Origin of the sequence: Blautia sp. MSK17_66 (assembly GCF_020538025.1) — a bacterium.
Lineage (GTDB): Bacteria > Bacillota > Clostridia > Lachnospirales > Lachnospiraceae > Blautia_A.
The window spans coordinates 177,221-191,278 of the sequence record NZ_JAJBNQ010000001.1; the positions used below are offsets into that span (position 1 = coordinate 177,221).

The 14,058-nt window shown below is 41.1% G+C and carries 9 protein-coding genes; 3 read left to right on the forward strand and 6 right to left on the reverse strand.

The features are described 5' to 3' along the window. Positions 1-47: 47 nt before the first annotated feature. Together LIR34_RS00825 and LIR34_RS00830 are read right to left on the reverse strand one after the other, a co-directional pair. Positions 48-1,604: a DUF3794 and LysM peptidoglycan-binding domain-containing protein gene (locus LIR34_RS00825; RefSeq protein ID WP_173901551.1), complete on the reverse strand. Its 1,557-nt coding sequence runs from the start codon at positions 1,602-1,604 to the stop codon at positions 48-50. 21 nt (positions 1,605-1,625) lie between these two features. Beyond that, positions 1,626-2,075 carry a protease complex subunit PrcB family protein gene (locus LIR34_RS00830; RefSeq protein WP_243149072.1) on the reverse strand — a complete coding sequence of 150 codons (450 nt, stop codon included), beginning with the start codon at positions 2,073-2,075 and terminating at the stop codon, positions 1,626-1,628. 151 nt (positions 2,076-2,226) lie between these two features. Between LIR34_RS00830 and LIR34_RS00835 the strand changes: the two genes are divergently transcribed. Further along, positions 2,227-2,967 (forward strand): lysophospholipid acyltransferase family protein, encoded by a 741-nt coding sequence (locus LIR34_RS00835; RefSeq protein WP_173901550.1) that lies wholly within the window; start codon positions 2,227-2,229, stop codon positions 2,965-2,967. Positions 2,968-3,017: 50 nt separating this feature from the next. Here the strand turns inward: LIR34_RS00835 and LIR34_RS00840 are convergent, their stop codons facing one another. Further along, positions 3,018-4,253: a galactokinase gene (locus LIR34_RS00840; protein ID WP_173901549.1), complete on the reverse strand. Its 1,236-nt coding sequence runs from the start codon at positions 4,251-4,253 to the stop codon at positions 3,018-3,020. Positions 4,254-4,524: 271 nt separating this feature from the next. On the opposite strand from LIR34_RS00840, the gene LIR34_RS00845 reads away from it, so the two are divergent. Then, positions 4,525-5,409, forward strand: a complete 885-nt coding sequence (locus LIR34_RS00845; protein ID WP_173901548.1) for an AraC family transcriptional regulator — start codon at positions 4,525-4,527, stop codon at positions 5,407-5,409. 106 nt (positions 5,410-5,515) lie between these two features. On the opposite strand, the gene LIR34_RS00850 is transcribed toward LIR34_RS00845, so the two are convergent. Both LIR34_RS00850 and ileS read right to left on the reverse strand, forming a co-directional pair. Continuing rightward, positions 5,516-7,972, reverse strand: a complete 2,457-nt coding sequence (locus tag LIR34_RS00850; protein WP_161285020.1) for a glycogen/starch/alpha-glucan phosphorylase — start codon at positions 7,970-7,972, stop codon at positions 5,516-5,518. Positions 7,973-8,087: 115 nt separating this feature from the next. Further along, positions 8,088-11,240 (reverse strand): isoleucine--tRNA ligase, encoded by a 3,153-nt coding sequence (ileS, locus tag LIR34_RS00855; RefSeq protein WP_173901547.1) that lies wholly within the window; start codon positions 11,238-11,240, stop codon positions 8,088-8,090. A gap of 550 nt (positions 11,241-11,790) precedes the next feature. Between ileS and LIR34_RS00860 the strand changes: the two genes are divergently transcribed. Continuing rightward, positions 11,791-13,029 carry a D-alanyl-D-alanine carboxypeptidase family protein gene (locus LIR34_RS00860; protein ID WP_173901546.1) on the forward strand — a complete coding sequence of 413 codons (1,239 nt, stop codon included), beginning with the start codon at positions 11,791-11,793 and terminating at the stop codon, positions 13,027-13,029. On the opposite strand, the gene LIR34_RS00865 is transcribed toward LIR34_RS00860, so the two are convergent. Next, positions 13,012-13,971, reverse strand: a complete 960-nt coding sequence (locus LIR34_RS00865; RefSeq protein ID WP_173901545.1) for a 3'-5' exonuclease — start codon at positions 13,969-13,971, stop codon at positions 13,012-13,014. The two genes, LIR34_RS00860 and LIR34_RS00865, sit on opposite strands and share 18 nt — an antisense overlap. Positions 13,972-14,058 lie beyond the last annotated feature (87 nt).

Here is a 14,058-nt window from a genome sequence, read left to right on the forward strand (position 1 = left end):
AAATATGATTCTATTATATTAAATGATTTTTTTCGGGATTTCAAGTATCAGCTCTCAACTTTTTTTACTAAAATCAACGGCTGTCCGGAACTTACCTGATCATCCTCAAGATCATTCATGGAAATGATCTCTTCCATCGTTGTATAGAACTTTTTTGCAATATCCCACAGAGTATCTCCCTGCTTCACCATATACACAGTGATTCCCGGCATACTGCGGATTTTTTCCATGTCAAGCGGCTGTTCTTCTATAGTCTCTATGATTTTTTCTTCCCTGCACTGGAGCACAAGTGCATTAAGGCTCACCACAGCCCTGACTTCAATCTCATTACTGTCTATCATACTCGTTGCCAGTTGTTCCAGCTCTGTATGGAAATAATAAACACTGTCATCTCTAATCCCCTGTGCCTCTACCATATGGCTGAACGGCATCATTACTTCCGTTGAATAAAAAGGCATATCATCATTCCCCATAATGTAAAGAACCTTCATCTGAACAATGCCATCTACCTGAATCCCGTTTTTTACGATCTTTGTCTTATCTATTTTTACTTTTCCCTGGCTGTGACAGATCTGAAGAATTTTTCCCTGCATTTCTTTGATCTCAATCCGGTCCGATACTCTGCATTTTGAAAAATTACGGACCAGAAGACTCTCCAGCACTTCATTTCTGCACTTCGGAATACATTGGCAAAACGGCGTATAGACGTCCATAATGACATCAAAATTTTCCTCTCTGTAAAGACGTATATCCAGTTCAAGTACCAGATCTGTTACCAAAATCCGCTCCTCTCCGTCAGAGTCCGGCTTTACCTCTACGCTCTGATTTATAATGGAGGATGCGAAATTCGGAATCATGTCAGAAGTACATCCATTGCATTCCACTTCACTGGAAAACGGAATCGAATTTTCCAGCCACTGCACCGTTTCTCCCTCATTATCTCCCCTGTACAAAGCAAATAAAAACAGTTCTCCTTTCGCCTTCACCACATTTTCTTCCGGTCTTAAGTCCAGTCCCCGAACCTCCAGGCTGTACCAGAGAAGTTCCACAATATTGGGCTTATTTGAAACCAGCTCTACTTCTTCTTTGAGCCGCAAAGTATCCTTTTTATGTATGGCCAGATCAAGAAGTCTCATCGTTTTTTTCTGAACAGAGATGTTTTCATCTTCCAGGTATACCGGAAGACGAATTCCGGAAAGCTCATCTACCGCTGCATAAAAAGTTACAACTGCCTTGATATTCAGTTTTCTTGAATGGATCAGATGAATACTAAGATCTTCAATTTCCCACTGAAGACACAGCTTATCTCCACTCACGATTCCTTCAAGATTCATGGTCTCTTCCATCGGGAGTTTCGCCGAAAGACTGTTCACCCTTCCTTCTTCCTCTCCCACATAAAGCAGATCCACCTGCAAATTTCCTTTCAAAAATGCATGACCGTCATTTAAGCGAACCTCTTCTACAGAAACATTTCCTTTATTCTGAATCATTCTTCCTATGTCAGGCTTTACATCAGGTACATTGTAATCCACATCAAATGTCACCTGGCTTGTTGCCCTGCTCTTCGTCCGTAATACCTGAATATCTTCTCTTTTTAATTCCATTTCTGACCGCTCCTCTCATGATCATTCAAATATCACCGGCTCTTCCCTGTATTCCGTCTTCACTGCAATATACGGATAAGACGGTGCTCCGCTTTGATTTTCCTTTTCCGGTCCAATCAGCCTTGTTTTAAAAAAAACTGCCGTAGATGAAACAGACAATTCCGCTACCTGAATACTGTAGCCTCCACTCATTTTCTTTCCGTATCCTCTGATCAGATACACCGTATCTCCTTTTTGATAAGTCATCTGAAAATCTCTGTCTTTCTTTTCCTGAATCATCTCCTGTGCACTCGAAGGAAGCTCTGCTGTTTCCACCACAGTGTATGCCAGCGGTGTTCTTTCTCCTTCTTCTATTTTTACCAGACTGCACCCTCCTGCCATCAGTAAAAAGATCAACAGCATACATCCGACAGCTATCGTATTCTGTTTTGACTGATTTCTTCCAGTCTTCGCAGACAGCGGTATCTGCATAAGCACAATTCTCCTGCCCGCTCTTTTTCAATATGTATTCTATGCCCGATCCAAAAGATTTATTGCAACTATTTCAAATATCCCTTATACTGGTACTATGGTTTTCATCATATAAAACCTGACCAAATATAAGCAGAAAGAGGAATTCGTTATGATTCGTTTCATCATTGTCGCCATTACAGTCATCGGGTTTCTGATCCTTTCCATTCCTATTCTTCTGATCGAATGGATCATCGGAAAATTCTCCCCAAAAGCCAAGGAGATCAGCTCTTTACGTATTATTCAGACAGTCTTTAAATTTATTCTCTGGGAAGCCGGCACCAATATCACTGTAATCGGCGAAGAAAATGTTCCAAAGGATACCCCGGTTCTTTACATCGGCAACCACCGAAGCTATTTTGATATCCTGCTTACCTACAGCCGATGCCCGATCCGCACCGGTTATATTGCCAAGAAAGAAATGGAACGCTATCCTCTTCTTTCTAACTGGATGAGATATCTTCACTGCCTGTTCCTTGACCGCAAGGATATCAAGCAGGGATTAAAGACTATCCTTGCTGCCATAGACAAAATAAAATCCGGAATTTCCATCTGCATCTTCCCGGAGGGAACACGTAACAAAAATGCTGATGATCTGGATCTTCTTCCTTTCCATGATGGAAGCTTCAAGATTGCTTCCAAGACAGGATGTGCAATCATTCCTATGGCACTCAACAACACAGTTGAAATCTTCGAGGCACATTTTCCCAAAATCAAATCAACTCATGTCGTTTTGGAGTATGGAGAACCGATTTATGTCAAAGATCTTTCCAGAGAAGATCAGAAACATCTCGGTGCATATACCCAGAACATCCTTCATGACATGCTCGAAAAAAATAAACCCCTGGTATAATCCAGAGGTTTATTTTTATGTAATATTTGTTTTTAACCGACACTGGTTGTTTATCCGATATGTGCTGCTCCGACTGCACGGATATCCATCGGATATACATTTTCTTTTCCAACAAATCTGGAAATATATTCTACATAGTTATCCTGTTCCTTTTCCGGAACGATTGCTGCAATAACACCGGCGAATCCGCCTCCATGAACTCGGCATACACCTGCACCGATCTTCTTAAGGAACAGCTGAGTAAGTGCAAGAGTTCTGGTAATTTTCTGCTCATGGAAATCTTTCATTGTATAACAGTTCTGAAGAAGTTCCCAGGAGGAAGTTCCGGATTCATCTATAAGCTTCAGGAATTTATCATAATCATCATGATGGATTGCATCTGCTGCCTCTTCTACACGGGAAGTTTCTCCAAAGAAGTGAAGTGCACGAAGAACAGCTCTGTCATCTTCAATTTCATTGCAGTGCTCAAGAAGTGCCTCTACATTCGTCTCATGAAGAAGTTCTACACCAAGTACTTTGGCAACAGCCTTCATCTCTCCCGGAATCTCAGAGTATTCCTGACTCAGATCCGCATGACCTTTTCCTGTATTTACAATAACAAGTCTGTATCCAAATTTTCCAAAGGAGAAATTCAGCTTACTGTATTTCAGGTTATCTCTGTCTGCAAAATCAAACAGTACCGGGCCGCCTACTGCACATGCCATCTGATCCATCATTCCAGAAGCTTTATCCCAATATACATTCTCTGCATACTGACCGATCTTTGCATAGTCATTATAAGTCATTTTGCCCTCATTAAAGAAGTGATCGATGATTGTACAGATCAGCATTTCAAAGGAAGCAGAGGAACTGACACCGGCTGCTGCAATAACATTTGTGCTTACATATGCATCAAAACCTGCTGCCTTAAATCCATTCTTCTGTGCACCTTCCATCATACCTGCAACAAGTGCCGGTGTTCCTTTTTTGTAAGTTGCTTTGCTGAGCTTAGTAAGATCTACTACAATCTCATCTCTGTAGCCTTCACTGGTAATACGGATAACCTGTGTCCCATTTGGGTAAGCTGCTCCTATTGTATCCAGATTAATGCTTCCTGCGATTACTTTACCACCGTTATGGTCTGTATGATTTCCGATAATCTCAGTTCTTCCTGGAGATGTAAAATATTCTGCTTTGTCCTGTTTATAGGTTTCTGCAAAATTGTCTGCGAGTTTCTTGAAACGAGCACCGCAAATTTCTGTTTCCCCATAGATTTCCTGAAGTTTTGCTGTTTCTGGTAAGTTCATTCTCCTGTTCTCCTTTTAGATTTTATTTTAATAAAATTCGTAACTGTTCTTTCTCTGCATATCTGATAAGTTCATTATACTGCATTCTGGATAAAATACCTTGATTAATCTGCGAAAAAACAGTAATATCTTGCGTTTTTTAGGTAATTATGTCTATAATAAAAGGAAAATAACCGTAATTTCCTGCGTTTAAACTTTACTGCATCACACGAACATTCCGTAACAGTGAAGATACTGAACAGTTACAATATTTCTTTTAAAGGAGATTCTTATGCAGATCGTCACAAATCAGTTCCAAAAAGAATTAAAAAAACATGGCAATGACCATTTTCCGTTTCTGGTCAGCCATCATAATCTGTCAGAATATGACTCCAACTCTTTTATGTGGCACTGTCACCCGGAAATTGAAATCACTTATATAAAAAAGGGGGCCATGCATTATCGGATAAATAACCGTTCCTTTCACTTAAAAGAAGGTGAGATCATTTTCTGCAATTCCAACGCCCTGCATTCCGGTGAAATGATAGATCAGAAAGATTGTTCTTATATTCCTGTCACTTTTGACCCCAAACTGATCTATGGTTTTTTTCGAAGTACCATCTGCACAAAATATGTGGATCCTATTATCCAGAACCTTTCCATCTGTGCCATGCATATCGATTACAGCAGAGAATGGCACAAAGACTTTCGTGAACAGATGCTGAAAGTGATTTCACTTGATAAAGATCGTCCTGATTTTTATGAACTGGATATTTCCATACGAATGCAGATTATGTGGAGACTGCTTGCAGAACATCTTCCTCATCAACCAGTAACCACTGCCTCTGACCTCACCGAATACGAGCGAATCCGAAAAATCCTTTCCTACATAGAACAGAATTACATGAATCGTATCACTCTGACAGATATTTCTGAGAGCCTTCATCTATGTGAAAGTGAATGTACCCGTCTGTTCAAACGGCACATGAACACTACTCTTTTTGCATTCCTGCAGGAATACAGAATCGAACGCAGTCTGGAATACCTGAATACCAAAGAATCCATCAGCGCCATAGCCGAAAAAACCGGATTTTCCGACTCTAACTACTATTCCAAAGTATTCAGCAAAATCAAAGGCTGCAGCCCACGAGAATACCGAAAAGCTTTAAAAGAATGACAATCCAGCTTCAGGATATACCTGGAACTGAGCCACATTTTCTACTGCAAAAAGGACCTGACTTTCATAAGCCAGATCCTTTTTATCCACAATCGCTGCGAATCTATTATTTAACAAAAACCTTGTCCAGATGCCAGATATCATCCACATATTCCTGAATAGTTCTGTCAGATGTAAACTTACCTGCACATGCTGTGTTCATCATGGCCATACGAGCCCAGCCTTTTTCATCTTTGTATGCTTCTTCCACTTTCTTCTGTGCTGCTGCATAAGAACGGAAATCAGCAAGGATAAAGTACTGGTCTGCTTTCTCTCCACCATTCTGATCCAGAAGAGAATTATACAGATCACGGAACAGTTCTGTATCAGAAGAGAAGGTTCCGTTAACAAGCTCTGTCAGTACCTGACGGATTTCATCATCTGTATTGTAGATAACTCTCGGATCATATCCGCCATTGTTTTCATAATTGATAACTTCATCTGCACTCAGACCGAAGATGAATGCATTTTCCTTACCAACTTCATCTACGATCTCTACGTTGGCACCATCCATAGTTCCCAGAGTCGGTGCACCATTCAGCATAAACTTCATGTTACCTGTACCGGAAGCTTCTTTACTTGCAGTAGAAATCTGCTCAGAAACATCTGCTGCTGCAAAGATCATCTCAGCGTTGGATACACGATAGTTCTCAATGAATACAACTTTCAGCTTGCCATTAATAGAAGCATCGTTGTTTACAACATCTGCAACAGAATTGATCAGTTTGATAATCTTCTTGGCACGAGCATAACCTGCAGATGCCTTTGCACCAAAAATGAATGTTCTTGGATAGAAATCCATTTCCGGATGTTTCTTAATCTGATCATACAGATAGATAACGTGCAGGATGTTCAGAAGCTGACGTTTGTACTCATGAAGTCTCTTAACCTGAACGTCGAAGATAGAACGTGGATTTACTTCTACTCCGTTGTGCTCAAGAATGTATTTAGCCAGACGAACCTTGTTCTGATACTTAATGTTCATGAATTCCTGCTGTGCTTTTTCATCATCAACATAAACTTTCAGTTTGCCAATCTGAGAAAGATCTGTGATCCATTCCGGTCCGATATGATCTGTTACCCAGTCTGCAAGGAGCTGGTTTCCGTGAAGCAGGAAACGTCTCTGAGTGATACCGTTTGTCTTGTTGTTGAATTTCTCCGGCATCATTTCATAGAAGTCTTTCAGTTCCTGTTTCTTAAGGATTTCTGTATGAAGTTTGGCAACACCGTTTACAGAGTAACCTGCAACGATTGCAAGATGAGCCATTTTTACCTGTCCATCATAGAGGATTGCCATCTTCTTGATCTTTTCATAGTTTCCAGGATATTTAGCCTGAATATCAAGGATGAAACGACGGTTGATCTCTTCGATGATCTGGTATACACGTGGAAGCAGTCTGGAGAACAGCTCAACCGGCCATTTCTCGAGAGCTTCTGCCATGATTGTATGGTTTGTGTAAGCAACACATTTTGTTGTTACAGACCATGCATCATCCCAGCCAAGACCTTCTTCATCCATAAGGATACGCATAAGCTCTGCTACAGCAACTGTCGGATGAGTATCATTCATCTGGAAAGTAACTTTCTCATAAAGCTTCATGATATCTTTATGATCTTTTTTGTATTTTTCGATTGCAGCCTGAAGACTTGCAGATACGAAGAAGTACTGCTGTTTCAGACGCAGCTCTTTACCAGCCATATGATTATCGTTCGGATAAAGAACTTCCACGATATTGCGGGCAAGGTTTTCCTGCTCAACTGCTTTCTTGTAATCACCTTTATCAAAGGAATCCAGCTCGAAGTCTACGATCGGCTCTGCATCCCAGATTCTTAAAGTATTTACGATATTATTGTTGTATCCTACGATCGGCATATCAAACGGAACAGCTTTTACTGCCTGATATCCCTTGTGTACGAATTTATTACTTCCTGTTGCCGGATCGTACTCAACATCTACATATCCGCCAAAATGAACTTCTTTTGCGTACTCCGGACGGCGAAGTTCAAATGGATATCCGTCTTTCAGCCAGTTATCCGGAACCTCTACCTGATATCCGTCTTTGATCTGCTGTTTGAACATACCATAACGATAACGGATACCACATCCATATGCACTGTAGTTCAGTGTTGCAAGAGAATCCAAAAAGCATGCTGCCAGACGTCCCAGACCACCATTTCCAAGTGCCGGATCCGGTTCCTGATCTTCAATCACATTAAGATCCAGACCAAGCTCATCCAGAGCATCTTTTACTTCTTTGTATGCAGTCAGATTGAGCAGGTTATTTCCAAGAGCACGTCCCATAAGGAACTCCATGGACATATAGTAAACTGTCTTAGGATCCTGCTCTTTATATGCATTCTGTGTTTCCAGCCAGTTATCAATAATAACATCTTTTACCGTATAGCATACAGCCTGAAAGATCTGCTCCTGTGTAGCCTCTTCCAGTTTCTTACGATAAAGAAATTTTACATTCTCTTTTACACTCTTCTTAAAAGCTTCTTTTTTGAACTGCTCGTTAATCATCGTGTTTCCTCCTCATTTATCCTTTTATGTTACTGTTCACTCCTCATAATATTACCTGTAAACAGTGACCTTTTATAAATCATGCCCGGTATATATATTACCGGGCATGAGCTACTTACATTTTTGCAACACCAAGAACAACTGGTTCTTTATTGATGTTCCATTCTTTTACATAACCATCGGTTGTGCCCAGAGTCATATCCTCTGCAAGTACTTCGGACATGATTTCTTCTTTGTGGTTCTTCATGAGTTCAAGAATCCTGTCATTATCTTTTGCATAGATATGGATCTTATCCATAACTTCAAAACCGGCTTCTTTTCTCATAGTCTGCACTTTGCTGACGATCTCGCGGACGAATCCCTCTTCAATCAGTTCAGGTGTCAGATTTGTATCAAGAACTACAGAGATATCACCATCTGCTTCTGTTACATAACCTTCTGTCTGTGCGGTCTCGATCAATAAATCTTCCTCAGAAAGTTCTACCTTGTTTCCATCGATATCCAGAGTAAGAAGTCCTGTAGATTTCAGTTCGTTCATAGCTTCTGTTCCATTGATTTCAGCAAGTGCTGTACGGATACCATTCAGAAGCTTACCGTATTTCGGGCCTACAGTACGAAGCTGTGGCTTGAAGCTGTAGGAAACGAAAGATTCTACATCACTGGCGAATTTCACTTCTTTGACGTTCAGCTCGTCTGCAATAATGTCTGTGTAGAACTGACCCATTTCTTTGTCAGCTTTTACATACATGGTGCCGATCGGCTGACGGTTCTTGATATTTGCAGTATTTCTTGCTGCACGTCCAAGAACAACAATCTTAAGAAGTTCTTCCATATCATCTTCCAGTTCTTTGTTGATCCACTCTTCTCTGACTTCCGGGAAATCGCAGAGATGAATACTCTCAATTGCATCTTTATCAATGCTTCTTACGAGGTTCTGATAGATTTCTTCTGTCATGAACGGGATCATCGGAGCTGCTGCTTTGGAAATTGTCACCAGAGCAGTATACAGAGTCATATAAGCATTGATCTTATCCTGCTCCATGCCCTTAGCCCAGAAACGTTCACGGCTTCTTCTTACATACCAGTTACTCATCTCATCTACAAATTCCTGAAGAGCTCTTGCACTTTCCGGAATCTTGTAGTTTGCAAGGCAGTCATCGACAGTCTTCACTACGGAATTCAGCTTACTTAAAAGCCACTTATCCATAACTGGAAGATTGTCATAATCTAAAGTATATTTTGTTGCATCAAAATTGTCAATGTTTGCATAAAGAACAAAGAACGCATAAGTGTTCCACAGAGTACCCATGAACTTACGCTGTCCTTCCTGAACAGCCTTGCCGTGGAAACGATTCGGCAGCCACGGAGCACTGTTAATATAGAAATACCAGCGGATTGCATCCGCACCGTACTTCTCCAGAGCATCAAACGGATCCACTGCATTTCCCTTGGATTTACTCATCTTCTGTCCGTTTTCATCCTGTACATGTCCAAGAACGATAACATTCTTATATGGAGCCTGGTTGAACAGGATCGTAGACTCAGCAAGCAGAGAATAGAACCATCCTCTTGTCTGGTCAACAGCTTCAGAAATAAAGTCTGCCGGGAACTGTTTTTCAAAGAGATCTTTGTTTTCAAATGGATAATGATGCTGTGCAAAAGGCATTGCTCCTGAGTCAAACCAGCAGTCAATAACCTCCGGTACACGATGCATGGTTCCGCCACATTCCGGGCATTTCAGTGTGATCTCATCAATGTATGGACGATGAAGTTCTACTGTTTTGGCTTTTTCATCACCGCTCATCTCAAAGAGTTCCTGACGGCTTCCGACAGAATGCATATGTCCACATTCACACTGCCAGATGTTCAGTGGTGTTCCCCAGTAACGGTTACGGGAAATTCCCCAGTCCTGAACATTCTCCAGCCAGTCACCGAAACGTCCCTTACCGATGCTCTCCGGAATCCAGTTGATTGTATTATTATTGCGGATCAGGTCATCTTTAACTGCTGTCATTTTGATAAACCAGGATTCACGTGCATAGTAGATCAGTGGTGTATCGCATCTCCAGCAATGTGGATAGTCATGCTCAAATTTCGGAGCATCAAAAAGCTTGCCTTCTTTATCAAGATCCTGAAGTACCAGCGGATCCGCTTTCTTAACAAACACTCCTGCATATGGAGTCTCTGCAGTCATATCACCCTTACCGTCTACAAACTGTACAAACGGAAGATCATATTCACGGCCTACACGGCTGTCATCCTCACCAAATGCCGGTGCGATATGAACAATACCTGTACCATCACTCATAGTTACATAGTTATCGGCTGTAACATAATGAGCTTTCTTTTTCTGTCTTGCAGCTTCAGCTCCCGTGCACTCAAACAGTGGCTCATATGCTTTGTATTCCAGATCCTTACCAACATACTTCTCAAGAACCTCGTATGCCGGGGTCTCCTCAGAGCCAAGTTTACCAAGAACTTTGTCAAGCAGAGCTTCTGCCATATAGTATGTGTATCCATCTGCTGCTTTTACCTTGCAATAAACCTCTGTCGGGTTTACACAGAGTGCAACGTTAGATGGCAGGGTCCACGGTGTTGTAGTCCATGCCAGGAAATATGCATCTTCTCCAACAACCTTAAAACGAACGATCGCTGAACGTTCCTTGACCGTTTTATATCCCTGTGAAACTTCCTGGGCAGAAAGTGGTGTTCCACAACGCGGACAGTAAGGAACAATCTTAAATCCTTTGTACAGAAGCTTCTTATTCCAGATTTCTTTCAGTGCCCACCATTCAGACTCAATATAGTCATCATGATAGGTAACATATGGGTTCTCCATATCAGCCCAGAATCCAACTGTTGAGGAAAAATCTTCCCACATTCCTTTGTATTTCCATACACTCTCTTTACACTGCTGGATAAATGGCTCCATACCATATTCCTCGATCTGTTCTTTGCCATCCAGACCAAGTTTCTTCTCAACTTCCAGTTCAACCGGAAGTCCATGGGTATCCCATCCGGCCTTACGAGGTACCATATATCCTTTCATAGTACGGTATCTCGGAATCATATCCTTAATAACACGGGTCAGTACATGACCAATATGCGGTTTGCCGTTTGCTGTCGGCGGTCCGTCATAAAACATATAAGTAGGATCATCTTTACGGTCTTCCATACTCTTTTCAAAAATATGGTTCTCTTTCCAGAACTTCTCTACTTGTTTTTCACGATCTACAAAATTCAGATTCGTATCTACCTTCTGGTACACAACTAGTTCCTCCTTTTATTGTAAAAAAATAATCACGGAGCGTTATATAACAGGATAAATATCCTGTTAATATAAAAAAAACCTCCATCCTGTAAAAGGACGAAAGTAATTCCACATTCGCACCACCTGTTACATTGTACGGGCTGGCAGTAATAATAAATGCCGATACATGTTCCCTCTAACGGCGGAAACACCGTCCTTCCCTACTTTATCAGAATTTCAGAAAAGAAACTCCAGAGTGATCTTCCATCGAAACTACTAACACCAGGCTCCCACCTCATCCCGGCTCTCTGCGGTCTTCCTGTCGATGTACTGTCTCCATCACAGTTTTTACTTTATTATATTTGCTGTTTCATTATACGGTTATGATTTTCTATATGTCAAGGTCTTTTTGCGATATTTTCAGGGATTCAAGGTTTTTTCACGAGTCCTTTTTTTTCTTTTGATTTTCACTTCACAAATCTCCCCTTGTATGCAAAAAATGATTACAGTATAATTATAAAAGAATGATATACTATAAAGATTCCAGGAAATAAAGAAAGGTATTCTAATGAAAAACAAAAAATTCAAACGTATTCTGAGCGGTCTGCTCTGTGCTGCATTTATTGTCTGCCAGACTCTTCCCGTTCTCGCTACAGATGAATACGGCGACCCAATTGTAACAGCAACACCTGTTCCAGAGGAGGTTTATCATACGGATTACTATAAACAGCCTGCAGACACAGATTCTATAGAGGGATGGGTACAGGGTCCACAGATTGAGGGCGAATCCGCGGTACTGATGGACATGACAACTGGCACCATCCTCTATTCCAAGAACGCAGATAAGGCTCAGTATCCTGCCAGCATTACCAAAATCATGACTGCTCTGCTCGGCAGTGAAAGTCTGAAAGCAACAGATAAATTTTCCATGTCAGAAACAGCAGCCCACGGAATCACAGATACACAAAGTTCCAGTATTTACGCAGATACCGGCGAAGAATTCACCGTAGAACAGGCTCTCATGGCAGTTATGCTCCAATCAGCTAACGAAATGACTCTTGCCATAGCTGAACAGACTTCCGGATCCGTCAAGAAATTTGTTGAGCTTATGAATCTGAAGGCACGTCAGCTTGGATGTACAAATACGCATTTCAACAATCCTAACGGTCTTCCGGATGAAAAGCATTATACAACAGCAAACGACATGGCAAAAATCGCCCGTGCTGCCTGGTTTAATCCTACCTTTCGTAAATACTGTACCACCGGTTACTATGAAATTCCGGCAACCAATAAATTCAGTGAAACACGCTACCTTCTGAATCACCATAAAATGATGAGCGGACAGGCATATGCCTATGACGGCGTTTTTGGCGGCAAGACCGGTTACACAGAAGCTGCCGGAAATACACTTGTCACCTTTGCCCGCCGGGGAAATATGTATCTTGTATCTGTTGTAATGCAGTCCATCAACGGTGCATATTCCGATACAAAATCTCTTTTAGACTATGGATTTAACAATTTTTCCAGGTCTGCAATAAAAGCAAAAAAAGAAATCTGTTTTTCCTGTCTTCCGGCAGAAAAATATCTGATCAAAGACTACAGGAAATGTGTTCTTTTTTATTCAATGAAAACACCTTCTGTAGCTCTTCCAAACGATGCAGATACTGCATCTGTTAAGAAAAATTACTCTATACAAAAAAATCCGGCAGGTCGTCCCCTTCTGACCATCAATTATATCTTCAATGGTCACCAGGTTGGAACCGCCAGATACTATCCAAAAAACTCAATCTCAGATCTGCTTCTCTGATTGTCTTTTGACCTGTCTCTTTTTGCGGAGGGAATCCCTTTTTTCACGGATTTCTTCCGCTTTTTCATCTCCAACATTCTTAAGCGTTTTAATCACGTAATACCTGTCTTCTTCTGTATGCCGGATTCTTATCTTACCTTTTACATATCCATGCTTCTGACAGAAAGAAACGCTCTCATACGCTCTGGAATTATTCATAAACCAGCGAATCTTTCGCTTTGCAGGCAAATGACAAATCGGACATTTTGTGCTTGCTACTTCCCTGTCCCGCATAATTTTATCTCTGTCTGTAAATTCTCTCGACACATACTGATCATGATCCGGATAGGACAGAAAAAGTTCATCTTTCTTTTTTTTCGGATTCTGATATACATCTACAGAATAATTCGCAAATAATTTTTTCTCATCCACCCATTTAAGTACCATTGCCGTGTAACGTGCATCTGTAAGTGCCCTGTGAAATGTCTGTTCCTTTGGAATAGCAAGCTGATCGATCGCAAATTCCAGACTTCTCCGACCGCCAGCCTCCTCACAGCACATTCCAAAAACCTTCTGGACATCATAATATTTCACCGGCCCCGGAAGCAAAGACAGCATCCCATAATACTTCATATTTCTCTGCAATTCCATTACATCCTGATTTCCCCAGGTAAAGAATGCAAAATCATCTCCACACCAGTTCAGAAATTCTCTTATCACCTCTGAAAAAGGACTTCCATTCTCAAGATCTTTATAATCCACATGGATCACTTCATGGATACTGTCATGGATCCAATTATATACCTGTGGTTTTATCAGTCTCTGAAAGACATCTACCGTCTCTCTTTCTTCGTTCATCTTCACAGCACCGATCTCTATGATTTCAAAAGGCAGGCGACTGTTCGAATATTTTTTTCCGCCTGGACTCTGATTCCATTCCAGATCAAAAACAATATAGTTCATACCGTGTTTCCTTTTCTTTCTATTCCGTAAAATACCTGAGGTATTTCTGCTTTTTGACTTTTTTAGTATAACAAAAGAAAGGAACCG

Excerpts from the sequence above, each read along its gene's own strand:
- LIR34_RS00865 (WP_173901545.1), bottom strand. The coding sequence starts at position 13,971 with ATGAACTATATTGTTTTTGATCTGGAATGGAATCAGAGTCCAGGCGGA.
- LIR34_RS00860 (WP_173901546.1), top strand. The coding sequence starts at position 11,791 with ATGAAAAACAAAAAATTCAAACGTATTCTGAGCGGTCTGCTCTGTGCT.
- LIR34_RS00835 (WP_173901550.1), top strand. The coding sequence starts at position 2,227 with ATGATTCGTTTCATCATTGTCGCCATTACAGTCATCGGGTTTCTGATC.
- LIR34_RS00830 (WP_243149072.1), bottom strand. The coding sequence starts at position 2,075 with ATGCAGATACCGCTGTCTGCGAAGACTGGAAGAAATCAGTCAAAACAG.
- LIR34_RS00840 (WP_173901549.1), bottom strand. The coding sequence starts at position 4,253 with ATGAACTTACCAGAAACAGCAAAACTTCAGGAAATCTATGGGGAAACA.
- LIR34_RS00825 (WP_173901551.1), bottom strand. The coding sequence starts at position 1,604 with ATGGAATTAAAAAGAGAAGATATTCAGGTATTACGGACGAAGAGCAGG.
- LIR34_RS00850 (WP_161285020.1), bottom strand. The coding sequence starts at position 7,972 with ATGATTAACGAGCAGTTCAAAAAAGAAGCTTTTAAGAAGAGTGTAAAA.
- LIR34_RS00845 (WP_173901548.1), top strand. The coding sequence starts at position 4,525 with ATGCAGATCGTCACAAATCAGTTCCAAAAAGAATTAAAAAAACATGGC.